The sequence below is a fragment of the Acinetobacter sp. 797_lipA genome (assembly GCF_058243025.1).
The window spans coordinates 2,022,367-2,044,400 of sequence record NZ_JBZAYQ010000001.1; the positions used below are offsets into that span (position 1 = coordinate 2,022,367).

27 protein-coding genes and 1 tRNA gene are annotated in these 22,034 nt (G+C 39.8%); 18 read left to right on the forward strand and 10 right to left on the reverse strand.

Annotation, left to right across the window (positions count from 1 at the left end; translation table 11 throughout):
- Nucleotides 1-24: 24 nt before the first annotated feature.
- The 4 genes from AC4CU2_RS09905 (at nt 25) to AC4CU2_RS09920 (ending at nt 1,311) form a co-directional block, all read left to right on the forward strand.
- Complete coding sequence (locus AC4CU2_RS09905; protein ID WP_490768749.1) at nt 25-240, forward strand: hypothetical protein; 216 nt, start codon at nt 25-27, stop codon at nt 238-240.
- 27 nt (nt 241-267) lie between these two features.
- Nucleotides 268-570 carry a hypothetical protein gene (locus AC4CU2_RS09910; protein ID WP_490768750.1) on the forward strand — a complete coding sequence of 101 codons (303 nt, stop codon included), beginning with the start codon at nt 268-270 and terminating at the stop codon, nt 568-570.
- Between the two features lie 78 nt (nt 571-648).
- Nucleotides 649-975 carry a hypothetical protein gene (locus AC4CU2_RS09915; protein ID WP_125273660.1) on the forward strand — a complete coding sequence of 109 codons (327 nt, stop codon included), beginning with the start codon at nt 649-651 and terminating at the stop codon, nt 973-975.
- A gap of 93 nt (nt 976-1,068) precedes the next feature.
- On the forward strand, nt 1,069-1,311 hold the full coding sequence (locus tag AC4CU2_RS09920) for a hypothetical protein (RefSeq protein WP_419274888.1): 243 nt from the start codon (nt 1,069-1,071) through the stop codon (nt 1,309-1,311).
- Here AC4CU2_RS09920 and AC4CU2_RS09925 read toward each other — a convergent pair whose 3' ends face one another.
- Nucleotides 1,312-1,524, reverse strand: a complete 213-nt coding sequence (locus AC4CU2_RS09925) for a hypothetical protein (protein WP_490768751.1) — start codon at nt 1,522-1,524, stop codon at nt 1,312-1,314.
- A 210-nt stretch (nt 1,525-1,734) separates the two neighbouring features.
- Between AC4CU2_RS09925 and AC4CU2_RS09930 the strand changes: the two genes are divergently transcribed.
- The 11 genes from AC4CU2_RS09930 to AC4CU2_RS09980 all read left to right on the forward strand — a co-directional run bounded on the left by AC4CU2_RS09930 (nt 1,735) and on the right by AC4CU2_RS09980 (nt 6,892).
- The gene (locus tag AC4CU2_RS09930) at nt 1,735-2,163 is read left to right on the forward strand and encodes a hypothetical protein (RefSeq protein WP_490768752.1); all 429 of its coding nucleotides are present in this window, start codon (nt 1,735-1,737) and stop codon (nt 2,161-2,163) included.
- Nucleotides 2,163-2,582, forward strand: a complete 420-nt coding sequence (locus AC4CU2_RS09935) for a hypothetical protein (protein ID WP_490768753.1) — start codon at nt 2,163-2,165, stop codon at nt 2,580-2,582. Before AC4CU2_RS09930 ends, AC4CU2_RS09935 begins: the two co-directional genes overlap by 1 nt.
- Nucleotides 2,573-2,839, forward strand: a complete 267-nt coding sequence (locus AC4CU2_RS09940) for a putative quorum-sensing-regulated virulence factor (protein WP_336149989.1) — start codon at nt 2,573-2,575, stop codon at nt 2,837-2,839. Before AC4CU2_RS09935 ends, AC4CU2_RS09940 begins: the two co-directional genes overlap by 10 nt.
- A 12-nt stretch (nt 2,840-2,851) precedes the next feature.
- Nucleotides 2,852-3,985 carry an ATP-binding protein gene (locus tag AC4CU2_RS09945; protein ID WP_490768754.1) on the forward strand — a complete coding sequence of 378 codons (1,134 nt, stop codon included), beginning with the start codon at nt 2,852-2,854 and terminating at the stop codon, nt 3,983-3,985.
- A 130-nt stretch (nt 3,986-4,115) separates the two neighbouring features.
- The gene (locus tag AC4CU2_RS09950) at nt 4,116-4,355 is read left to right on the forward strand and encodes a hypothetical protein (RefSeq protein WP_004693788.1); all 240 of its coding nucleotides are present in this window, start codon (nt 4,116-4,118) and stop codon (nt 4,353-4,355) included.
- Nucleotides 4,355-4,753 (forward strand): hypothetical protein, encoded by a 399-nt coding sequence (locus AC4CU2_RS09955; protein WP_490768755.1) that lies wholly within the window; start codon nt 4,355-4,357, stop codon nt 4,751-4,753. The genes AC4CU2_RS09950 and AC4CU2_RS09955 overlap by 1 nt, the downstream gene beginning before the upstream one ends.
- Nucleotides 4,753-5,292: a hypothetical protein gene (locus AC4CU2_RS09960; RefSeq protein WP_490768756.1), complete on the forward strand. Its 540-nt coding sequence runs from the start codon at nt 4,753-4,755 to the stop codon at nt 5,290-5,292. Before AC4CU2_RS09955 ends, AC4CU2_RS09960 begins: the two co-directional genes overlap by 1 nt.
- Nucleotides 5,285-5,494 carry a hypothetical protein gene (locus AC4CU2_RS09965; RefSeq protein WP_490768757.1) on the forward strand — a complete coding sequence of 70 codons (210 nt, stop codon included), beginning with the start codon at nt 5,285-5,287 and terminating at the stop codon, nt 5,492-5,494. The genes AC4CU2_RS09960 and AC4CU2_RS09965 overlap by 8 nt, the downstream gene beginning before the upstream one ends.
- On the forward strand, nt 5,495-5,776 hold the full coding sequence (locus AC4CU2_RS09970; protein WP_490768758.1) for a hypothetical protein: 282 nt from the start codon (nt 5,495-5,497) through the stop codon (nt 5,774-5,776).
- A gap of 371 nt (nt 5,777-6,147) precedes the next feature.
- A complete protein-coding gene (locus tag AC4CU2_RS09975) occupies nt 6,148-6,630 on the forward strand; it encodes a type II toxin-antitoxin system HicB family antitoxin (RefSeq protein ID WP_490768759.1) in 483 nt (160 codons plus the stop codon).
- Nucleotides 6,614-6,892 (forward strand): hypothetical protein, encoded by a 279-nt coding sequence (locus AC4CU2_RS09980; RefSeq protein WP_490768760.1) that lies wholly within the window; start codon nt 6,614-6,616, stop codon nt 6,890-6,892. Before AC4CU2_RS09975 ends, AC4CU2_RS09980 begins: the two co-directional genes overlap by 17 nt.
- 122 nt (nt 6,893-7,014) lie before the next feature.
- On the opposite strand, the gene AC4CU2_RS09985 is transcribed toward AC4CU2_RS09980, so the two are convergent.
- The 9 genes from AC4CU2_RS09985 to efp form a co-directional block, all read right to left on the reverse strand.
- Nucleotides 7,015-8,025 carry a tyrosine-type recombinase/integrase gene (locus tag AC4CU2_RS09985; protein ID WP_490768761.1) on the reverse strand — a complete coding sequence of 337 codons (1,011 nt, stop codon included), beginning with the start codon at nt 8,023-8,025 and terminating at the stop codon, nt 7,015-7,017.
- A gap of 175 nt (nt 8,026-8,200) precedes the next feature.
- Nucleotides 8,201-8,277 (reverse strand) — tRNA-Val (locus AC4CU2_RS09990).
- A gap of 43 nt (nt 8,278-8,320) precedes the next feature.
- The gene (locus tag AC4CU2_RS09995; protein WP_490768762.1) at nt 8,321-10,312 is read right to left on the reverse strand and encodes a transglutaminase TgpA family protein; all 1,992 of its coding nucleotides are present in this window, start codon (nt 10,310-10,312) and stop codon (nt 8,321-8,323) included.
- Nucleotides 10,313-10,322: 10 nt separating this feature from the next.
- Entirely contained in the window at nt 10,323-11,222 is a 900-nt protein-coding gene (locus AC4CU2_RS10000) for a DUF58 domain-containing protein (protein ID WP_490768763.1), read from the reverse strand.
- 16 nt (nt 11,223-11,238) lie between these two features.
- Complete coding sequence (locus AC4CU2_RS10005; protein WP_109439255.1) at nt 11,239-12,150, reverse strand: AAA family ATPase; 912 nt, start codon at nt 12,148-12,150, stop codon at nt 11,239-11,241.
- 165 nt (nt 12,151-12,315) lie between these two features.
- Nucleotides 12,316-13,335 (reverse strand): 2-dehydropantoate 2-reductase, encoded by a 1,020-nt coding sequence (locus tag AC4CU2_RS10010; RefSeq protein WP_490768764.1) that lies wholly within the window; start codon nt 13,333-13,335, stop codon nt 12,316-12,318.
- A 253-nt stretch (nt 13,336-13,588) separates the two neighbouring features.
- A complete protein-coding gene (locus tag AC4CU2_RS10015) occupies nt 13,589-13,891 on the reverse strand; it encodes a YbdD/YjiX family protein (RefSeq protein ID WP_004693572.1) in 303 nt (100 codons plus the stop codon).
- 10 nt (nt 13,892-13,901) lie between these two features.
- Nucleotides 13,902-16,004 carry a carbon starvation CstA family protein gene (locus AC4CU2_RS10020; protein WP_490768765.1) on the reverse strand — a complete coding sequence of 701 codons (2,103 nt, stop codon included), beginning with the start codon at nt 16,002-16,004 and terminating at the stop codon, nt 13,902-13,904.
- A gap of 168 nt (nt 16,005-16,172) precedes the next feature.
- Nucleotides 16,173-16,742 carry an elongation factor P gene (efp, locus tag AC4CU2_RS10025; protein ID WP_004693574.1) on the reverse strand — a complete coding sequence of 190 codons (570 nt, stop codon included), beginning with the start codon at nt 16,740-16,742 and terminating at the stop codon, nt 16,173-16,175.
- 309 nt (nt 16,743-17,051) lie between these two features.
- Between efp and epmB the strand changes: the two genes are divergently transcribed.
- The 3 genes from epmB to AC4CU2_RS10040 are packed head-to-tail and all read left to right on the forward strand — an operon-like array spanning nt 17,052 to nt 21,939.
- Entirely contained in the window at nt 17,052-18,068 is a 1,017-nt protein-coding gene (gene epmB / locus AC4CU2_RS10030) for an EF-P beta-lysylation protein EpmB (RefSeq protein ID WP_168159017.1), read from the forward strand.
- A 17-nt stretch (nt 18,069-18,085) separates the two neighbouring features.
- Nucleotides 18,086-19,831: a cyclic-di-GMP receptor FimW-related protein gene (locus AC4CU2_RS10035; RefSeq protein WP_490769228.1), complete on the forward strand. Its 1,746-nt coding sequence runs from the start codon at nt 18,086-18,088 to the stop codon at nt 19,829-19,831.
- A complete protein-coding gene (locus AC4CU2_RS10040) occupies nt 19,813-21,939 on the forward strand; it encodes a sensor domain-containing phosphodiesterase (RefSeq protein ID WP_201950927.1) in 2,127 nt (708 codons plus the stop codon). Before AC4CU2_RS10035 ends, AC4CU2_RS10040 begins: the two co-directional genes overlap by 19 nt.
- The last annotated feature ends 95 nt before the right edge of the window (nt 21,940-22,034 follow it).

Sequence of the window (22,034 nt, forward strand, 5' to 3'; positions counted from 1 at the left end):
ATATAAGGAAACAAAATACCAAACATGCAAAGAATTGAAGTAAATTCGCGCAATATCAGCTACGTGCTTTATCAGCACTTCTTGTTGACCGTGGTTCTTAAGACTGGTGAGAGATTTATTTATAGACTTCTTGAAGCCAGTACCTTTAACGATTTTATTGAAGCCATTGATAAAGATAAATTCTATAAAAGCCAAATTGAGATGAATAAAAAATTTAAACGAATTCAACTTTTTGTGTAATAAAAGTCCTTAAAGAAGGAAAGCATAATGATCGGAACACTTAATAAATCCAAAACTGCGCTAACAATTAATCGTCAAGAATTCAAATTGGCATTAGAAAAAATTGGCGCAGGAATTGATAAACAAATAGCCTCGCTTAAAAAAGCTAAACAAAGCTACGACCCTGCGGAAATAGCACACGAGGTCATTAGTGAAGCAAATATCTTTGAAGCTATTATTGAAGGCTTTAACGAAGCAGAAAGCACCAATCTAAAACTAGCAGATATAACCAATCTTGATACAGCACAAGGTTGGGTGGATGACTTTTTAGAAAAGTATTCGGATATATAAATAGCCCTGATCAATTTTGCTGGCTGGATTAAATAAAGAGCCGCTATATGCGGCTTAATCACGTAATGAGAATGATTAATGAGTAAAGAATACAATAACATTGAGGTGAGTAAATACAGCGAGCTAAGCAGTGATGAACAAACTGCTATTCATGAAATGCTTATCTCATATGTACGCACAGATCATTTCTACAATATTGTCTTACTTCATGATAGTGAGCCTTACGACCTGGTCAAACTTGTAAGTATTAGCTTCGAGAATCAAGATGCTGCAATCTGGGTTCACTTCGAGACCATTACTGCTGAGAGACTGACTATGCCTTTAGACTTTATTTCAAGAATAGAATTATGTAATCAAGAAGAACTATTAAATACTGCGAAGCTGGGCCGGTATGAGTTTGTTTAGGTTGTTTATAAAGTAAGTCATCAGTGACTTTGAAAAAGAATAAAAGCTGCGAACCCGACGCAGTCCTTTAGAACAGATCGGGTGGAGAGAAATATGGCTGAGACTAAGTGCGGTGGTTGTGGTTCACATGAATTTGAGCTTGTAAGCAAACAGATTAAACACTCTGAATTCTTATTTTGGTTTGTTCAATGTTGTTCATGTGGTGTTGCAATTGCAGTCATGGAGCATAATCATATTGGAAGTAAGCTTGATCATATAATTCAAAGATTGAGTGATGTTGAGGCAGTAGCTGACTCCAGACCTCAACTTACTAAACCAAAGAATAAAAAGAAGTAATCAAGTTTTGCCTAGAGCATAAGAACCATTTGACTGGTGTGCTCCTTCAGCCATTGCTATGTTGATTTTATTTAAATCAAATGCGGTAATCCCATGCTTATCAAAAACAAATGATTCCGCAATTTCGATATTTTTTTGGATTAATATATGATCATGCATGCCTGAGGAAACATACGTTCTATATAAGTTAGCTCTAAATTCTTTTTTATTCATTCTTACAAACTCCACCTAACCCACCCCAGCGGTGGGTTTTCTTTTGTCTATTAAAACACAAAATAAGAACCAATAATTCAATTATGCATATTATTGAACTTTTGGTTCTTGACAATATTGAACCATTAGTTCATATTTATCTCACAGACATTAAAAAAGCACACCGACCGTCAAATCATGTGTGCTTTTACAGAAACTGCGAGATCAATTATGAACAAAACCTTAACCCCTTTCAATACCATCAAGATATCTCTTGGTGTAGCTGCTGTAACAATAGGTGTGCTTAGCTGTGGGTTTAAAACTGCACCGCAAGCTGCTCAACCTATCGTCGCCAACGTAGCCCCATCCGAATATCAACTCCTTGCATTACGTATGACTGGTGAAAACCACGGCGAAGCAATTATTCGTTTAGATGGTTTCCGCGTTACTGCACGTTTTGAAGTTGAGGCATTTCCTGACAGCTACGGCGTACCAGGAGGTGAATTCACCGCTGTAGACGTAACCAGCCTTGATGAAGTCACCGTTTCAGATGCCTTAGGCAATCCATACAACGACTTCACAAACCACATCGACCATCAGAACTTCAATGCCCTCATCAAAGGCTATATCGAAAAGCATCGTTTAGTGGAGGCAGGCTAATGACTAATTTTGACAAATTAATTTTCGCACCTCATTGGGTGAAAATCTGTAAAGAAACGATGGTCGACTTAACTGCTGAAAATGTTGTAGTAGTTGGTTTTAGGGAGAATTGCTTCTCCATCCTTGGCTTCCCTGAGTATGTTTTTGACGCAGCAGACCTTACCGCTTTAAAACATCGCCGCATCGCTAGCTACTACATGCCCTTGCATCAATTTGATGAATTGTATGAAGAGGTATTTGGGACAAGTTTTGTTGACGAGTGTGATGAGCTTGATCTGGGTAGCAGCCATGGATTCATTCACAACGGAATAGGCTTAAGAAAAGAGTATTTCTTTGGAGGGAAAGTTAAAACATTTTTAATTCAAGATGAATTAGACCTAGTGGCCCTAAGTAAGCTGGAGAGTATCTTATGGCGCTAAATAATCAAACTCCCGAAGTAATTAACTTCGGTAAGCATAAAGGTACCGCCCTTATTGATTTAGACCAACCATACGTACGCTGGTTGCTTAAACAGGAAAGCCTTAATGGTGATTTACGCAAAAGCTTAGAGAGCCTGCCTTGGGTTAAAGATGCTCAGCGACGTAAAGAGTTAGCGATAGCACTGCAACGTACACACATTCCTCTCAGCGAACGCAGGGCTTTTAAGCGTCGTATGGGTTGGGTTGGTTCGAGATAAGGGGAAATAATCATGGCTATACCTATTATTCCAGCAGACCAAGCATTAAACGTAAGCGCGATTATTACTTACATCTATGCAGATCCGGGGCTTGGTAAAACGTCTTTAGGCTTTACTGCAGATAAAGCGATTTCGTTTGACTTTGACCGTGGTGCACACCGTACTGGTGAACTTCGTCGCGGAGCTGTTGTTCCTGTTCAGCAGTGGTCAGATATTGAAAACATTACTGAACAAGACTTAGCACCTTTCAATACGGTTGTTATTGATACTGTGGGCGCAATGCTTGAATCCATCAAGACACATTTGCTCAAAACAGCAAATAACCGTCAGCAAGATGGTGCACTCAAGTTAAAAGCCCAAGGCTTAGCAAACATGAAGTTTAAGCAGTACATCAATACGCTTTTAAGTTTTGGTAAGGATGTCGTCTTTATTGCCCATGCCTCAGAAGACCAAAGCGGCGATCAGATCATATACCGTCCTGAGCTTGGTGGTAAGAATCGAAATGAACTTTACCGTATTGCAGACATCATGGGTTATTTGACCACGGTAACTACTGGTGAAGGTAAAAATGCGAGAGTCATTAACTTCAAGCCATCCCCAACACACCATGCGAAAAATTCTGGTGCTTTAGGTGGCGAGACTGGTGAGGTTTGGGTACCAGATCTTAAGTTAAACCCTACTTTTCTTGCAGACTTAATTGCAGATGCGAAGGCTCATATCAACACGCTTACCCCTGCTCAAATTGCATTAAATAAAGCACTTGAGGATTTGGATAACTGGAAACAAAGCTGCGAAGAAGCAGTTTATGCAAGCGACTTAAATCACCTGACCGAGACCCTAAAACTAGACAAAGAACACACTTATTATCAAAACATGCGTCAAGCAATGCTTGCTCGAGCGAAAGTACTCGGCTGCACATTCGATATACCCCGCGATACATGGATAGAACCTCCTGAATTTAATGGGATATCAGAAGCTCAACGTGATGAGTTGCAAGACCTCCTTGCGCAAGTCGGTATTGATGTTATGACCTATTGTGAAGATCAAGGAATCGATAGCTTATTAGGCATTGAAGCCCAGCATTTTGAAAATGTAAAAGCTCACATCATCAATACTACCCAAGGACAAGGGAGAGCGATTGCATGAGCTACACCTACTCATCTATTACCCGTGTGCTGTTAATTCAGCACAACGGGCGGATAAAAACTTACAGCGACATCAATCTCTTTGGGATTGAGGACTGTATCCAAAACTTTGTTAATACGTGGGGGTATCGATGATCTTCAGAATTAAAAACAAGCATGTCCTTGCCTTCATGATTTGGCTTGAATTATTGGGCTACGTAAAGAAAGTGCTGGCTGATGGTAGTTGCACGTTCTCAGGCAAAGGCACAAAGAAATCGCTGAGCTATGTGTTTGTAAAGAATGATTTAACGGGTAATGCAGCTTGCCAGTCACTGTATGAAGAATACGTGAATCACCAAGATTCTAACTATATTGAAATGAAGGTGGCGTAATGTTTGAAACAAAAATTAAGCCCAATTACTCGGAAGCAGTTGCTCAGTTTTTAGCAAATGGCGGCGAAATTAAACAGGCTGAAAACACTCACAAAGCTGAGTTTAATTTTTCAGTATCAACTGGTGGTCTAAAGCAAAACATTCAACTTCGCAAAGATGCAGAAGTGAAAGGATTGAAAACTTATGTGCCTTTCGCTGCATGTGAAAAGTGCAGCACGTTCGAACGATCTGTGAAGTCAAATGCGTGTCTTGAATGTGATAGACGCAGAGTTAGAGCCAAAAACGGCATGAGTGCTAAAAATATTGAAGCTGTTGGACACTACTTGCTTGCAAATAATGAAGTGGTTGAGTTCACCAGTGGCGGTCAGAAATATATTTTGAAGGTTGAGGTGGTGTGATGGATATTCAGAAAGAAAAAATTGCTCATGAAAAACACCTGCTTTCACAAGGTGTGGATTTCAAATATTTGCCGAATATTCAATATAGCGAATTGGAAAATGTTTATGAGCTAATTGAATGGGATGAGGAATATAGCGAAGCCCTGAATGAAATTAATTCAAGCTGGTGCACATGGCAAGCAGCCAAAGCTCAAGCGGTGCCTGAAGGGTTTGTTTTGGTGCCGAGAGCTGGTGCTCAATACTTTAGCCATGATTTTAATGGTGACGGGTTTAAGTATCACGACACATTAGACGAAGCTAAAAAAGAAGCCGAGGCAAATCTTGATTGGTATCGTGATCAGGTGGCAGATGGCAGGCATGTAAATGATATGGGTGAGTTTAATGAGCTTAGCTATGGTCTAGTTATTGGAAGTGCTGAATACTCAATTGATCATGTAGTTACTCAAGATGATATTGATAAAGGCGAGTCCAAGTATGAAGTTGGAACTGAGATCCTATCTTTGTACCTAAGCGAAGCACAGGATCAAACTAATGACTAACCTCCAACACATCGCCCAAGAACTTGCCGAAGAATTTTCACCACTCGTCATAGGTCAATCAGGCACAACCAAAACATTCACGGCGGAGCAAGCCTCTGCCCTTTATCACATCCTTGTAAGTTTTGGATATAAGGATGAATGCACAGGCTTGGATACCAAATTACCGTTTGAGTTAATTGATATTAAGAAGGAAGTATCTTAAATGGGAATTTTTCAAATTACTGTACAAGGTGAAGCACCTCAACTATTTGTAGGTTCTGAAGTTGGCGGTGCAAAGATCGTATCGATCAAGGATGTAAGCCCAAAACTGGTATCAGCTGCTGAACTGGCTCAATACTACGGTATAAGTGTTGATGCTGTTCGTGACCGCTGTACAGAGATCAACAAAGGTACTCGCGGTAAATGCCTTTATGATCCAGAGCAAGCGAATTTGATTTTAACCGCTAGGCCTGTGGCTAAACGTGGACGAGCAAGGAAAAATTGACACAAAATAGACTTATTAAAAAACTTGATTGCAATTTCGAAAAGTGTGCCTCACAATTAGAAACAATAATTGCAACTATTTTTTAGTTGCATATTGGCTAATAAAATTGGATACTAGGCGATGTCAAGAAAGCAAAAACTACTTGAAAGACTGCGTAAAATACCTTCGCCTAAAGACTTTACGTGGGACGAGTTAGTCACCTTGATGAGGCAATTCGAGTTTAATGAAACTTGTAAAAGTGGCTCGCATTATATGTTTGAGCATAGTTCTGGATATAAATTTGGAATGTCGAAGACACACCCTTCTGGGATTCTAAAAAAATATCAGATTACTGAAGCTCTTAATGCTATTGATCACGTGAGCAAAAATAAATGAAATCAAATACCCTTAAATACAAAGGCTATTCTGGTTCTATAGAAAGCAGTCTGGAAGATGAGTGCTTATTTGGACGTATTCTCTTTATAAGTGATTCAATTATTTATGAAGGGAATACTATTCCTGAACTCCGTATGGCTTTTGAAACGGCTGTAGATAATTATTTAGAATATTGTGAAACTTCGGAAACTCCAGCAAATAAACCATTTAGCGGTTCATTCAATGTTAGAGTTGGCTCGGAACTACATAGACTTGCTGCTATCCGCGCTTATGAAGAAGGCAAAAATTTAAATGAAGTAGTTATTGCAGCATTAGAGTTATATTTACTTAGAGAAGTACATCACACACATCATCACAAAATTGAGCATACAATTATTAAATTTGATGAAACACTTTCATCAAAGTCTTCTCAATTCCTTGCTGTTGATACACGTACTATGAATGCACCTGAAGGTAGAGTAAATGTCACATTCAGCTGATATGGATAATAATGCTTTAAGTATGAAAGAAGTTGTAACTCTTATCATTAAAGCTAGAAAAATTAATGAAGGTCATTATGTTCCAGCAATCGAATTTAATTTTGGTGCTGGTATGGATGGGCCTTCCGAGGAAGAAGTTGTACCAACTATGAGAATTGGTATTAGAAGTTTCAATATTTCAAAAATTGAGGAGCCTACACCATTTAGTGTAGATGCTAGTGTAGTTAATCCTAAGCGTAGCAAAAAAAGTAAACCAGAATAAGCTTCTTAAAGATGAAAGCCCACTTCAACGAGTGGGCTTTGTTATATCACCTGATGAAAATAAATCGTGCCATCAAGTTCATTTCTAAATAATAAGTCTTTAACTGTTTTTAAGCTTTAATTTTAAGCATCCATCATATCAGCAATATCTTCAACATCCGGGTTGTAGTAAGTATTCACCAGGACTTTAATATTTTTATGTCCCGTTACCTTGGCCAATACCTCTACTGGTAATTTTTGGTTATTCACAAATCGAGTAATGGCCTCATGGCGTGTATCATGGAAATGAATATCTGCCAGCCCTACTTTTTCTTTACGACGTTCCCACATTAACCGAAAAGCATTCTCAGACTGAGGAATCAACTTATCCCCTCCATGATCGATTAGATCCAGAAGTGCCAAAGCCTTTTTAGTCAGAGGAACATTACGAGCATCACCATTTTTAGTTTTAGGTAAATGAACATGCCGATCATAAATTTCCGACATGGTAATACCGAGAATTTCACCACGGCGCATTGCTGTTTCCAATGCAAATAGAAATGCCCATGCAACATAGTGCTCTGGTAATGTCGGTGTTTGCCCTTCACGATAATTCAATCCCTCTAGAATGAGCTGAATTTCTTCATCGCGAATACGGCGATTACGTGCTTTAGGTTTGGCTGGCTTTTTAATGCCCATCCACGGATTACTTTCCAATAAGAAAAGCTCTTTAACTGCATAGCTAAAAACCGATGAGTACAGCGCAATTTCTCGCAGAACTGTATTTGCCCCAACCTCTCTTAAACGTTTATTACGCCAGGCGGTTAAATGCTTCGGTGTAATGTCATGAATCGACATATCTGCCAGTGCACCAAACTTTTCATCAAACGGCGCTAATTGTTCTTTGACGTATTTGGATCCGCGAAGCTTCCGCCCATGCTCATCATAATATTTATGAAAAAGTGTTTTGAATGGATAGTGCTGCTTTACACCTAGATCTTCAGAAAGTTTATTTGCCTTTGCCTCAAGCATCTTTTGCGCGGCCCATTGCTCGCATTCTTTTACGGTATCTCTGGTTGCTGAATATGTGGTTCCAGCAATCATTATTTTAATTCTGTAGCTTTCACCGCGCTTGACCGCTTTAGGCATTTTCATGATCTATAACTCTATATTCTTGGTCTAATCTTGGTCTAAATTTAACGGCATTATCGGCAAAAAGTAGCGATTTTGCGGATAGTGCTGTTAAGGGTAGATTTTATTCAAGACAACAAAAAAGGGTTTTAAGCTATTGTTTTCGCTTAAAACCCTTATAACATAACGTTTAGAATCTTGGTAGGTATATCCAGACTCGAACTGGAGACCTCTACGATGTCAACGTAGCGCTCTAACCAACTGAGCTATACACCTGAAGTAAAAGCATAATATTCACTTTTAAAAAGTATGACAAGCGCTATTTCTTGTTTTTTAAAGCAGATGCACAAGTTTTAAGCATTCCTTTAAATTGTTGAATATTTTTTGGATTCAACGTATTGGAATAACGCATTTGTTGATAATAATCAGCTGCCTGATGAAATAAAACTTGCTGTTCAGGCTTAACGTCTTGAGCTAAACGCAACAACCATTGATTTACCGTTTCGGCATCTTGTTTACGCTGCTCAGTTGTTAAGCTTCGAGAAAAAGACTGAATGACCATGTCGTATTCAGAAGTTTGAGCACTTTTACGCCAAAATAGAACCCACCAGTACAGTAAAACTAACCCACCTATGCTAATCATAATCAGCAATACCAATGAATAACTGGATTGGAGTCCTAGCTTCTGTAACCAACCTCGTTGAGTCTCTGCATTATAGCCAACCACCTTACTTTGCCATTGGTAACTTGCATAGTCACTCCAAATGCGCATTTTGTTTAATACCGAATAGCGCTGTACATGCCATCGACTACCCTCCCCCCAAACACTGTCATCTTGGCTCATTAAATCTTGCATACCCTGTTCAATACGCTGCGGTGCAATCATCGCTGTTGGGTCATAGCGTTTCCAGTGCCCATCCACAAAGACTTCCGTCCATGCATGCGCATCTAACTGTCGAACTTCCCAACTTTTTGCATTTGGTGAAGGCTGACCACCTTGATACCCAACCACAATACGTGCTGGAATTCCTGCATAACGCATCAGCATCACGAAGCTAGAAGCATAATGTTCACAAAAACCTTGTTTGGATTGAAATAAAAATTCATCAATACGATGCTGCCCCAACAAACCTGGTTGCAAGGTATAGCTAAAACCATTGTTGCGATACCATTGCAAAACATTTTGGATATAACGTTTCGGGTTCTCGTTACTTTGCTTAAGCAGCTGTTGTGCCAATTGCTGCGCTTTCAAGTCCATGTGCTCAGGCGCTTTTAAGTTTATGCTTCGTTGTATCTTAGATAATTCACTTTGCGCAAATTGAACATTTCCCATCCATTGCAATGCAATAGGTTCCACACGCTGCACTTGACGAGAAGCCTGAATACTCCAATCTTGGCGTAGCTGATAATGTCGCTCCAAGGGTTGTGAATATTCCAATGCCATAATCCACGGAATCGCGACATCAGCTGGTAAATATTGATAGTTCCATTTTTTGGATGTAGAGATTTGAGTTAATGTCTCATCCGAAATGCCTTGTTGATTAAGAAAACTACTGGTCCACTTTTGCCCATCATATTGATCTAAGACCATCGCTCGCCAATAAAGCTCTGAACGATTGGGGAGCTGAGTGACATTACCAATAATACGAAAAGCCAAATGACTGGACTGGGATAATTGCGCAATATCTCCAGGTGACATACTGTCACTCATGCCTGTCACTGCTTTATTTTCAGGAATTGGAATATGCCAAAGTGGGGGTAAACGCGGAAAAAAGATAAACAGCAGCACAAAAAAAGGCAGTGCGAGACCTACAAATTTAATGACGTGTTTTGCATCTTGCCTTAATGCCATACGATTCGAGTTTTCAGATGCAAAAGCATGGGTTTGCACTCGATACAGCCCCAACAAACAACTCAATAAACACAGCAAAACCATGGCAGCCGTCATAAATGACTGACTATGTAAAAACATACTCGCCTCAACAAATAAAGCAAAGTTAAACAAAATGATCACATCACGCTGCGTTTTTGTTTCTAAGGCTTTCGCAAAGAGAAAGATGCTTAAAACAGCTACGCCCGCTTCTACCCCTAAAAAGCTTTGATAGCTCCAAAAAGTGACCGCTAGAGCAACAAGGGTCAAAATGTAAATTGCCCATTTCGGGAAATGGTTGCCCGTGGATTTCATGAAATACCATAGACAACCGATACAAATAGCGAAAATGACACTCAATAGCACAGGACTAAAACTTAGTTGTGTGATCCAAATCAAACTTAGTGTCAGTACAATGGCAATACGAATAGAAGAATGCATACTGTTCTCGCTATGCCTGCGCCAAAAGTAATTTGGCTTGAAGGTATTGTTCTCGTCCTATCCCTTTGGCTAGTTCAGTATGGGGGAAATACAGTGCATAGGCATACTGCAACTGCTCACATTGTTCAACCAAGCCCATCATCAAGCTTAACTTTTCTTCATGCGAAGGACTCGGCATATGTGCATAGTGAATGTCTAAACTGTGTTGATCCTGATGTTGCTCAAAGACTTTAATAAATAAACCTTGTCCTTGTGCCACTTGTTTCCATGAAACCGCCTGTAAAGAGTCGCCCTCTTTAAAATTTCGTAATTCTCGAAATTCATCCATGTCTGGTTCAAAACTGTGCTGTTGCTGTTTATTTTCAGCCGCTAAAGACTTAGCTTTAGGCGCTATCCACACAGGTGCTTGGATAAAAAAATAACTCCATGCACGAACGAGGCCAAATGGATAAGTCGAATATATTTTAATCTCTGGAAAACTAAACTGTCCGCGCTCTTTTGGAAAAAAATTAAAATCGACCACCTGATGGATATCTTGAATAAACAACTGTTCTATATGATCAGCATAAGCGAGCCAAAGGTATCGAGGCTGTGAATGTTGTTGTTTGAAATGCATTTGTAATTGCAATGCACTCTCAACCTGCCCTATTTCAGGCAATACAAGGTCAACACTTAACCCATGTAGTTGTTTAAAGGTCAAATAAAAACTCATACATAGCACGGCACTGATTAAAAAACAAAACGCTAATATTAAGTTATTGGCATAATTCACCCCTGCAATAAAGGTGATTAAAATCATCACCACATATACATATCCTTGCTGATAAATAAACACCAGTACATCTTTTTGGGTCAGTTGTTTTTCAGCTTTGAATTGAAAGCGTTTATTTATCCAGTTTTGCCACAGCATGCGTCAGCTTATCCTATTAGTGAACTTTGACTTGCTTCATCAGTTGCTCAGTTTCAGCTTCACCCAGCCCTATTCGATGCGCGGTGACTGCGACAAATACAGCCTGTACATCATCCGGTGTAACAAATGCACGGGCTTTAACCAAAGCATAGGCTTGTGCTGCTTTCTTCAAAGCCAGTACGCCACGTGTAGATAACCCATGTCGACCTTTACGGGTCTCAGCCGCCAAATCTAAAATATAATCCAAGACTTCCTCAGACAAATAAATCTGTGGCACCAAAGTTTGTAAGGCAAGAATGTCTTGTTCAGAGAATACTGTCATCAACTGCTGAATCAAGTCATGACGGGATTGTTGCTGCAATAAAGCCTTTTCTGCCTGACGGGATGGATAACCTAAAGATAGCCGCATAAGAAAACGGTCGAGCTGTGACTCTGGTAGTGCATAAGTTCCACTTTGAAAAAGTGGGTTTTGCGTTGCAATTACCCAAAAAGGCTGCGGTAGTACATAACGACTTGCATCGATTGTCACCACACCCTCTTCCATCGCCTCTAAGAGCGCACTCTGCGTTTTCGGACTACAGCGGTTAATTTCATCTGCGAGTAAAATTTGTGTAAAAATTGGCCCTTGCTTAAACTCAAACAGATGTTCTTTTTGGTTAAACATATTCACCCCAATCACATCGCTTGCCAGCATGTCATTGGTAAACTGAATCCGTTTAAATTGAAGACCTGCCAAATGGGCCAAGCTACTGGCCAATGTGGTTTTGCCTAAACCGGGCAAGTCTTCAAATAAGATATGCCCACCTGCTAACAGGCTACATAAGGCCAATTGGGTTTGTTGATTTTTATCTAAAACGATTTGATTAACTTGATTGAGAAATTCTTGGATTTTTGGATAAAAAACACTTAACTGCGATTCATCGAGCATGTCATGTTGCTGTGTTTCTACCGTTCTTTCTTTTCCCCAAAGCACCTTATTCTCTCCAATCAAAATATAAATCAAGGTTTAACATACAGGTTTTTCAGACATACTCAAAGACGATCCTTATAAATCTTCAATGATTTGCGTATGAATGACCTACGTCACCGCAAGCTACTGTTTCGCTGCAGATTTCAACTGATCTTTTAAAGTATCTGCACTCATTGAAAATGAAGGCGATGATTTCTCTGCTTGCTTAATCAATTCTATGAGTCGCGCATTGATTGGAGCCTGTCTACCACATTGTTCTGCGAGTTTTAAAATCTCACCATTAATCCAGTCGACCTCTGTGGGACGGCCTGCAATTAAATCATCTTGCATAGACGACCGAGCCAGCGGATCGACTGCCAACATTTTACGACTTAATAATTTAAATAATGGATTGGGTAAACTCAGCAATTTTGGAATCAAATGAGTCGGAACTGCAGTTAATTTTGCAGGTGTAATTTGTACGTAATCAAGCAGTGCTAAAGCTTCCTGCTGCGCAATTGCCACACATTGGCGATATTTACGAATCGACAATTGCTCCTTTAGTGGTTTTTTTGACAATGCATTGATTGAATTATTTAAATTAAGTAAAAGCTTAGCCCACTGCACAGCCAGCATGTCTTTTTCAAAAACAATCTCTAAACCTGCTTTTTGAAATGCATTCTCAAGCAAATTTTGATTCGGATATTGCTTAACACTTAATGCACCAGAGGTACCTTGATGATAATGCCCAGCTTCTTGCGTGGCTACGTTAAAAGGAACCATTCCCTCTAAAATCATTTGCTCTTGCAAAACTCTTTTTAAAATAGGGACATTGCTTAAACCATTTTGAAAGCTGATGATCAGCGGTGTTTTAGCCCCTAAATATTCTTTAAGTTCATGCGCAACTTGTTCGGTTGCCGCCGATTTCACACAAATTAAAATAACATCGGCATCCACAACCTGAGTAGGATCGATCGTTAGTTTTAGTTGATGAGGTGCAAGTTTGATATTTTTGCCTAAATAATCGGTTAAGACTAAGCTCCATTGGGAAAGCTCTGCATGAATACGTGGACGCGTGATAAAAGTAACATCACTACCTGCTGCAGCCAAACTTCCGCCTAAATAACATCCAATGCTTCCAGCACCATAAATATATATTTTCATTCAATTTCCCTTTGCAAACATTCCAGTATTTTAAGAGCTATAACAATCAAAAGCTGTCAAATATACAACATGAACCTTTTATGCCTCACACTCTGTGTTCGTTATGATTTAATCCGTGATGTAACAACTTGCTTCATGTAAAAAAGTACACTGTCGAATCTAACACGTGCAACCGCATTAAATTGAATATTTTCACTCGATTTTTCACAAAAAAAACGACACCGAAGTGCCGTCTTTCAACTGATTAATTACATTAACAAGGGCACTTTTTCATGCCATTCGTTGCAGATGGATAACGCGCATCCACACAATGACGATAAAAAGTTTTAGCATCCATCGCTTCTAAATCAGGATGGTGCTTTTTCATATGCTCCAAATAGTTTGGATAGTCAGGCACCCCCACCATCAAGCGGAAACTTTGCTGCAAACGTTGCCACAGCGTCGCAATTCGAGACCAATTTTTAGGGTTCAGAATCAAATCTTTCTGCGACATCACGGTCATTTTAATGATTTTATAAATCATCGTTTTTCCACTTTTAGCAAATTTTAGATTCATCTGACTCTCCTTAATGTCCAGCTTTTGATGGCTGAATGTCTTCAGGATCACGATAAATGGCTTCTGCTTCATGCACTGTCGGAACTGGGCTTGCCAATGCACGACGAATTACTCTAATCGCAGCAAAGAGCATCACGATCGCCACAATCATAAAGAATCCACACAGTGCAGCATTGATCTGATTCGACATCGCAACAGTTTGCATTTCAGCAACCGTTTTTGCTGGTGCTAAAATTTCATTGTTTGCAATTGCATTGTTAAAGCGTTCAGCTTGTGCCAAGAAACCAATTTTTGGATTTTCGTGGAAAATTTTCTGCCAGCCCGCGGTCATACAGGTTACCAACAAGAATACTGTCGGGATAATCGTGACCCATACATATTTCTCTTTCTTCATTTTGAAGAGGATAACCGTACCTAAGATCAATGCCATTGCCGCAAGCATTTGGTTACCCACACCAAACAGTGGCCATAAGCTATTGATGCCCCCGAGCGGATCGACGACACCTTGGTAAACAAAGAAGCCCCACCCTGAAACCGCAACTGCTGTACCCAACAAGTTTCCGAAAAAGTTATGTGAGTTTTTCACCGCAGGAATCACAATCCCAACTGTGTCTTGCACCATGAAACGACATGCACGCGTACCCGCATCAACAGCTGTTAAGATGAAAAGTGCTTCGAATAAAATGGCAAAGTGATACCAAAACGCCATCATTTCACGGCTATTGAAAATTTCCGTAATGATGTGAGCCATACCAATAGCAAAAGTTGGCGCACCACCAGTACGTGAAAGAATGGTACTTTCACCCACTTCTTGAGCCAGTAAAGTTAATGTTTCTGGAGTAACAACAAAACCTAAGTTACGAACAGCTTCAGCTGCGGTGTCTACACTTGTACCCAGTAAAGCGGCTGGTGAGTTAATCGCAAAATATACACCCGGATCAAGCACTGCGGCACAGATCAGAGCCATGATTGCAACAAATGACTCCATGAGCATACCGCCATATCCGATCATACGAATATCACGCTCATTGTTCACAAGTTTCGGCGTGGTGCCTGACGACACTAAAGCGTGGAAACCCGAAATTGCGCCACAGGCAATGGTAATAAATAAGAACGGGAACATTGAACCTGCAAACACAGGGCCTGTACCATCAATAAATTGCGTGAATGCTGGCAGCTTCATTTCTGGCATTGCGAAAATAATACCGACTGCCAAACCTGCAATGACACCAATCTTTAGGAAGGTTGATAAGTAATCGCGTGGCGCAAGCAACAACCACACAGGTAGTGCTGAAGCCACGAAACCATAAATAATCAGCGCCCAAGTCAACTCTGTACCCGACAGGGTAAAGAACCCACCCCAATATGGATGCTGTGCAATATTTTCACCGTAGACAATACCGAGCATCATCAAAACGAAACCAATAATAGATACTTCTGCAATTTTACCCGGGCGGATAAAACGCATGTAAATTCCCATAAAGAGTGCAATTGGAATCGTTGCAGCAATACTAAATACGCCCCACGGGCTGTGTGCAAGTGCTTTGACCACGACCAGTGCCAGAACAGCAAGGATAATAATCATTACCCCCAACGCACCAAGCATAACCACAATACCTGCAAAAGTTCCAAGCTCTTGTTTTGCCATTTCACCGAGTGAACGTCCATCACGACGGGTAGAAATAAACAACACCAAAAAGTCTTGGACTGCACCTGCAAGCACGACACCGACAAGCAACCAAATCGTGCCAGGTAAATAGCCCATTTGCGCTGCTAAAATAGGCCCTACTAATGGACCTGCACCTGCAATCGCTGCAAAGTGATGTCCAAATAGAACGCTTTTGTTGGTTGGAACATAGTCCAGACCATCATTTAAACGATGCGCGGGAGTTAAGCGACGTTCATTAAGCTCAAAAACTTTATTTGCAATAAATAAACTATAGAAGCGATAAGCAATACTATAAATACAGCCCGCAGCAAGTACGAGCCAGATGGCATTGACATGCTCACCACGACTCAGTGCCAATATCCCAAAAGAGACTGCACCGACGATGGCTACCAGTACCCAGATGATTTTTGAAGTCAGGGTTGACTTCGGCTGAACAGATTCCATTTCAATCCCTCATATTTGTTGCATTCAATCAGCGTCTTTAATTATTCGAGGTACTGCTGTTTTCCTTTGCGACTTTACTCTGCATCTCCTTGTTTTGATCTAATACTTTGGCATAAAAAAAGGGATGATTTTCATCACCCCTTCCGATAATAGTCTATTTTTAAACCATTATGCACGTTCTAAATAATCGCCAGTACGAGTATCTACACGAACGCTTTCTTCTTGCTGTACAAATAATGGAACACGTACTACAGCACCTGTTTCCAATTTTGCAGGTTTACCACCACCGCCAGAAGTATCACCACGTACACCCGGATCAGTTTCAACAATTTTCAAAACTACGAAGTTTGGTGGGTTTACTGTTAACGGCACGCCATTGAACAACATAATGGTACATTTTTCATTTGAATCATCTTTTAACCATTTTGCAGCATCGCCCATTGCTGTTTTGTCAGCAGCGATCTGTTCAAATGATACAGGATCCATAAAGTTCCACATTTCGCCGTCGTTGTACAAGTATTCCATTTCTACTTCTACAATGTCAGCCGCTTCTAAAGAATCGCCAGACTTAAATGTTTTTTCTAAAACTTTACCAGAACGTAAATTACGTAGTTTTACGCGGTTAAATGCTTGACCTTTACCTGGCTTTACATATTCATTTTCCATGATTGAACATGGGTTACCATCAAGCATAACCTTAAGGCCTGACTTGAAATCATTCGTAGAATAATAGGCCATGACTGGCGCACTCCAAACTAACTAACTTAAATATTTATGTCTTTATCTTAGACACCAAAGCTTTGAAAAGCTGGGCTGTAAAGATAGGGCATCTTTTTTGATGCCTCGTATTGTAAATGAGCAAGGTGTTATGAAGCAATGAAAATCCACTGCCTATAAGCCGAAGATCTTGATAAAATAGCTCCGTTCCGCGTGTTTTTGTGTATTGAAAAAGCCTTTTTAGACCGCGCACATCCGAACAACTCGTTTCGACATCACTCGATTTGATGACCTAACTTTCTTTTGACCTAGTATTTGACCCCTTATTGCATGACTCATTATTTGTACCAAGAGCAAAATTGGCAAGCTCAACTCAGTGATTTAATTACTGATCCTTTAGAATTACTTAATATTCTAGAGCTTTCTCCTGAGCAACTGCTGTCAGGCGCACTGCTTGCATCAATCCAATTTAAACTCCGTGTTCCCCGTGCTTTTGTGACAAGAATGCAAAAAGGTAATCCGCTTGATCCTTTACTCCTTCAAGTCCTGCCCCATCATCTTGAGCTTGAAGAACATCCCGACTTCGTGACCGACCCCTTGGGTGAGGAACAAGCCAACCAACAACCCGGTGTTTTACACAAATATAAAACTCGTTTCTTACTGACACTGACTGGGGCATGTGCCGTTCATTGTCGTTACTGTTTTCGTCGACATTTCCCCTATCAAGAGAACCTACCAAAGTCAGAAGATTGGATCAATATTCAACACTATATTCAGTCGCAACCTGACATTAATGAAGTCATTTTGAGTGGTGGAGACCCCTTAACGCTGTCCAATCGTAAAATAAAATTATGGATTGAACGCTTAGAAAGTATTCCCCAACTTAAATTTTTGAGAATTCACTCACGAGTTCCTATCGTAATGCCTAACCGTGTCGATGATGAGCTAATTTCCATCTTAAAAAACAGTAGGCTGCGCATTATTCTAGTGGTACACTCAAATCATGCATCGGAATTGGATGATTTTACCTGCCGTCAATTACAGCAATTAGTCGCAGAAAAAATCACCGTTTTCAATCAGGCGGTTTTATTGAAAGGGGTCAATGATCACGTTCAAATTTTGACAGATTTGAGCTACCGTTTATTCGATGCAGGTGTATTGCCATACTATTTACATGTTTTAGATAAAGTAAAAGGGGCTCACCATTTTGATTTAAACTCGCAAGACATTGATTTGCTGTATCAAGGATTATTGGCGAATCTACCCGGCTATCTGGTTCCCAAGTTGGTCAGGGAAATTGCGGGAGAAAAGAATAAGACACCACTTTTCGGGGTTTCAACTTTTTGAGTTAAATAATAACGATGATGACGACGAGTACTTCAGATATCTTCCAAAAACCAACCGAATTAAAGTTGGATAAGCTTAGTTTCTGCCCAAGCACAGTCAAAGGCTTACAAGAATGGTTGGCAAACTTATCCATTTTACAATTAGGTGATTCTTCTCGTTCCTTATTTCAAGCATTACTTGAAGTCTCCGAGCTCCAAGTCAGCGAAACACTTCGCTTTGATTTGGTTCAAGCACTGCATCCAAATTTGGAAAATGTGCTTACCAGTTTAGAGAAACATTTTTTTAATCAAGGCCTCATCACCACTGATCGAAATGACCATATTATTGAGCTTGCCTTATTAATGCGTAGTCATTTTGCTAAAGTCTATATCGACATTGCAAAGCGTGTTTCTCAGCAAATCACTCAAAATAAGTTTTCTCTATTTGCTTTTAACCAAAAAAAGAACCTACAAACGGCTCGGACCGTATCGAGTTATTATGCTTTACAACAACTGTCCCTGTTGTTGTACCAACAGCACTTGCTCTATAGCTCCCCGATTCCGGGTCAGTGGCTAGCAGCTCATCAACTCTTGGATTCTGCTATTCAAAATAACTTCTATTTGACCAACATTAATCAAATACAAGGCACGCAGCATCAACTGAACAATATTAGCCAAGCCTATGCGCAGCTCATTTTATTGGATATTTTCAACACCCATCAAATTCGTCCGGGTGAAATTCAAGGACTGTTTTTGTGTAGCTTTGATTGGGCTAAGCTGATTCAAATTTTACCTAAAGAAACCACCTTATCTCGCTATATTGTCGATGCATCAAAAGACTATCCGCCGACCTATAATTCTCAAAAAAACAGTCACATTCAGCCGAATATTTTTATCTCGACACAAGCCCTGCTTGATCATCTCTCAGAGATGCAAACCAAACGCGCTGAGCCACTGTCTCGCGATGAGAAGATTTTCCTTACCCCTGCTTTGCATTTTCACATTCATAACTTATTGACCAATAATATTGAACGTAAGCATGAACGTTATGAATACTCAGCCCAATTACAAATTTGTTTTGGTCTGTCAGTCGCACATTTTTATTTGTCTAAAGGCAAAAATTTTAATGAAACTTTAGAGCTAGAAAGTAACTACAACTTTCAGAATGAAAGTCACGTGATCAACTCCATGAACAGTAATATTCCTGTGGAGACAAGTTCTGCTCGTATGATTGATCGTGAATCGAAACAAATCTACCCTGCCGAAGTTTTAGATATTAGTGTGAATGGTTACCGTATTCGTTGGACTGGACCAACACCTGCACATTTAAAAACAGGTGAGTTTATTTTGGTTCAAGAAAATGCGCATAGCCAATGGCGCGGTGGTGTGATTCGCTGGATTAAACAATCAAGTGAAAAAAGCTTGGAACTGGGTTTAGAAATCTTAGCACAAGACCTTTTCCCATGTGCCGTAATGGTAAAAACAGATCGAACCACTCAGAACTATCAGCCTGCATTATTGGTACAAACGTCCCAGCTAGATGAAGTACAGACTAGTCTCATTGTCCCGGGTTCGAATATGTACCGAGAAAAACAAACCATTCACTTACGCCTAGGTGATGAAGATCTTAAAATTTATTTAGTAAAAGCACATTTAATTACACAAAGTTTTATTCGTTTTGATTATGAATTGTTGAATGACCAACAAGAACCATTGGTTCAAAGTTTTATTCAAAAGCAAATGAATGCTATTAAGAATCACGATTTATGGGAAGCATTGAAGTGAGAAATCCATTATTATCTAAAAAGTTAAAACGTACGGAAACACGTTTACTCATTATTGATGATAATCAGATCCGTTATAACCAAATTCGTGACCTTTTAACTTCTAGCGATCATCAAGTTCATGCCACTTTACTGGATGACTTACAAAACTTTGAAAAACAGCTTCATCTGCCTTGGGATGTGGTGATTTTTGGTCGCGCTTATGACTTAAAGTATGAACAAGCACTAACTTTGATTCGCAACTCTAACCAAGTCAATTTACCACTGATTTTATTAAAGCCAGATGAATATCAATCAGCCCAATATGCAAGTTTTATTCGTAAAGGGATCTATGATATTTTGGACTTAGAAGAAGCGGATAACTTTTACTTAGGTCTACTACGTGCGCTGTCATTAAGTCGTTTATTGCAAAGCCAACAACAACTCATGAATGAGCTTGAAACGGCTCAAAGCCAAGCACAGGCTTTAGTTGAAGAAAGTAATAAAGCCATTGCTTTAATTCAAGAAGGGATTCATGTTTCAGCCAATGCTGAATACTTACAACTGTTCGGCTTAAGCTCTGAAGATGATATTATTGGTCAACCGCTGCTTGATATTCTCCAGCCGAAAGATGTAAACGATTTCAAAATCCGTTTTAAGAAAATTTCACAAGGTCAGTTTGATTTAGGCGCTTTTGAAGTTGCTACTCTCAATAATAATGCCCAAACTAAAAATCCTTTAAAAGTTGAGTTTTTAGCTGCACCTGAAGATGATGCGCTCCAACTGACGATTGAAGTCGAATCTGAACGCACCGCTGCTCCATCGGTCAACACTGAAAAACACGTAATAAAACCTAATACGTATCAACAAATTAACCGCGCTATGACCAAACAGCCTTCTGATCAGAATGCTTTGGTTAGCTTTGCACTCAACTCTTGTCCAGATGAAATTTTTAAAGCCAACTGGGCAACTACGCGTGATTATTTTAACAATATTTACAGCTTTTTAAATGAACAGACTCATATTCCTCTGTTTAAGGCGGGTGGGCAAACCATCGTTGGTTTATTCCAAGCAGAATCACAGGCTAAACTCGAATCTAAACTGATTGCGTTAAATGCGCTCACCAAACCACAACTCATTACCGTAGAAAACAATAGCTATCCAGTAAATTTGCGCATTGGCTACACTTTACTGAAAGGTGAAATTTCAAATCAAGATCAGTTTGAAAACTTGTTATGCTCAGCCTTTAAAACCGCTTTACCGACCAATCAAGATGATTGCGAAATTGAGCAAAAAGCCAGTATTGATATGCCTGTGATTGAGTTGATTAATCCTACAGTCAGCGATACTTTAGACACCCAGAAAACAGCAAATGAACCTACGGTACTTAAAGCTTTACATCTAGCTTTGGAGCGTGGCGAGATTCATCTTAAATATCAACAACTTTATGACAAAGAAGACACCAATTTATATACCTATGAGGTTACCAGTGGCTTTATTTATGGTAATACATGGAAAGATATATCGAGTCTCAAAGAGTTAAGTGAAGACCACGAACTGTCTATTAAACTTGACCGCTGGATTTTAGTTGAGTCGTGTAAACAGCTACACAATTTTATCACTCAGTATCCTGAAGCAAAGTTGATTGTAAACTTAAACAAGGCCGTACTGTTGAATGACCGCTCTTTCCCTGAATTTATCGCCAAGCTGATTACCATTGTACGCAGTAAGTTAAGTCATCCAATTATCCTTCAGTTCTCTGAGGATGATATCAGCCAAAACATTGCTGAAGCGCAAAAATACATTGCCCAGCTTCGCCAATATGGTGCTGAAGTTTCGATTCGTGACTTTGGTAATAGTATTTATAGTGAATCTATCCTACGTCAGCTCGATATCAACAATCTCACCTTACATGAAAACTTAACTCGCATGCTCAGTAGCGACGCCAACACGGAAGAATTGCAAGAAAAAGTTGCTGTATATCATCAATTGAAAAACATTCAAATTATGCTGCGTGATCTGAATGATATGACGTCGTTTGCCAATGCATGGAATGTCGATGCCCGCTTTATTCAAGGCGATTATTTCCAGAAGAAACTCGATCATCTGATTGACGTGCAGGATCAGTAAAGGTTTGACCTTGGATACTAACTTCTAAATTTTAAGGCCTCTATATGGGGTCTTTTTATGTTGTCTAGCTATTTGGCCTATGACTCTGTATCCAA

What these genes read in the sequence shown, in the direction of transcription:
- AC4CU2_RS09905 (WP_490768749.1), top strand. Translation starts at nt 25, where the DNA reads ATGCAAAGAATTGAAGTAAATTCGCGCAATATCAGCTACGTGCTTTAT.
- AC4CU2_RS09910 (WP_490768750.1), top strand. Translation starts at nt 268, where the DNA reads ATGATCGGAACACTTAATAAATCCAAAACTGCGCTAACAATTAATCGT.
- AC4CU2_RS09915 (WP_125273660.1), top strand. Translation starts at nt 649, where the DNA reads ATGAGTAAAGAATACAATAACATTGAGGTGAGTAAATACAGCGAGCTA.
- AC4CU2_RS09920 (WP_419274888.1), top strand. Translation starts at nt 1,069, where the DNA reads ATGGCTGAGACTAAGTGCGGTGGTTGTGGTTCACATGAATTTGAGCTT.
- AC4CU2_RS09925 (WP_490768751.1), bottom strand. Translation starts at nt 1,524, where the DNA reads ATGAATAAAAAAGAATTTAGAGCTAACTTATATAGAACGTATGTTTCC.
- AC4CU2_RS09930 (WP_490768752.1), top strand. Translation starts at nt 1,735, where the DNA reads ATGAACAAAACCTTAACCCCTTTCAATACCATCAAGATATCTCTTGGT.
- AC4CU2_RS09935 (WP_490768753.1), top strand. Translation starts at nt 2,163, where the DNA reads ATGACTAATTTTGACAAATTAATTTTCGCACCTCATTGGGTGAAAATC.
- AC4CU2_RS09940 (WP_336149989.1), top strand. Translation starts at nt 2,573, where the DNA reads ATGGCGCTAAATAATCAAACTCCCGAAGTAATTAACTTCGGTAAGCAT.
- AC4CU2_RS09945 (WP_490768754.1), top strand. Translation starts at nt 2,852, where the DNA reads ATGGCTATACCTATTATTCCAGCAGACCAAGCATTAAACGTAAGCGCG.
- AC4CU2_RS09950 (WP_004693788.1), top strand. Translation starts at nt 4,116, where the DNA reads ATGATCTTCAGAATTAAAAACAAGCATGTCCTTGCCTTCATGATTTGG.
- AC4CU2_RS09955 (WP_490768755.1), top strand. Translation starts at nt 4,355, where the DNA reads ATGTTTGAAACAAAAATTAAGCCCAATTACTCGGAAGCAGTTGCTCAG.
- AC4CU2_RS09960 (WP_490768756.1), top strand. Translation starts at nt 4,753, where the DNA reads ATGGATATTCAGAAAGAAAAAATTGCTCATGAAAAACACCTGCTTTCA.
- AC4CU2_RS09965 (WP_490768757.1), top strand. Translation starts at nt 5,285, where the DNA reads ATGACTAACCTCCAACACATCGCCCAAGAACTTGCCGAAGAATTTTCA.
- AC4CU2_RS09970 (WP_490768758.1), top strand. Translation starts at nt 5,495, where the DNA reads ATGGGAATTTTTCAAATTACTGTACAAGGTGAAGCACCTCAACTATTT.
- AC4CU2_RS09975 (WP_490768759.1), top strand. Translation starts at nt 6,148, where the DNA reads ATGAAATCAAATACCCTTAAATACAAAGGCTATTCTGGTTCTATAGAA.
- AC4CU2_RS09980 (WP_490768760.1), top strand. Translation starts at nt 6,614, where the DNA reads ATGTCACATTCAGCTGATATGGATAATAATGCTTTAAGTATGAAAGAA.
- AC4CU2_RS09985 (WP_490768761.1), bottom strand. Translation starts at nt 8,025, where the DNA reads ATGAAAATGCCTAAAGCGGTCAAGCGCGGTGAAAGCTACAGAATTAAA.
- AC4CU2_RS09995 (WP_490768762.1), bottom strand. Translation starts at nt 10,312, where the DNA reads ATGCATTCTTCTATTCGTATTGCCATTGTACTGACACTAAGTTTGATT.
- AC4CU2_RS10000 (WP_490768763.1), bottom strand. Translation starts at nt 11,222, where the DNA reads ATGCTGTGGCAAAACTGGATAAATAAACGCTTTCAATTCAAAGCTGAA.
- AC4CU2_RS10005 (WP_109439255.1), bottom strand. Translation starts at nt 12,150, where the DNA reads ATGCTCGATGAATCGCAGTTAAGTGTTTTTTATCCAAAAATCCAAGAA.
- AC4CU2_RS10010 (WP_490768764.1), bottom strand. Translation starts at nt 13,335, where the DNA reads ATGAAAATATATATTTATGGTGCTGGAAGCATTGGATGTTATTTAGGC.
- AC4CU2_RS10015 (WP_004693572.1), bottom strand. Translation starts at nt 13,891, where the DNA reads ATGAATCTAAAATTTGCTAAAAGTGGAAAAACGATGATTTATAAAATC.
- AC4CU2_RS10020 (WP_490768765.1), bottom strand. Translation starts at nt 16,004, where the DNA reads ATGGAATCTGTTCAGCCGAAGTCAACCCTGACTTCAAAAATCATCTGG.
- efp (WP_004693574.1), bottom strand. Translation starts at nt 16,742, where the DNA reads ATGGCCTATTATTCTACGAATGATTTCAAGTCAGGCCTTAAGGTTATG.
- epmB (WP_168159017.1), top strand. Translation starts at nt 17,052, where the DNA reads ATGACTCATTATTTGTACCAAGAGCAAAATTGGCAAGCTCAACTCAGT.
- AC4CU2_RS10035 (WP_490769228.1), top strand. Translation starts at nt 18,086, where the DNA reads ATGACGACGAGTACTTCAGATATCTTCCAAAAACCAACCGAATTAAAG.
- AC4CU2_RS10040 (WP_201950927.1), top strand. Translation starts at nt 19,813, where the DNA reads ATGGGAAGCATTGAAGTGAGAAATCCATTATTATCTAAAAAGTTAAAA.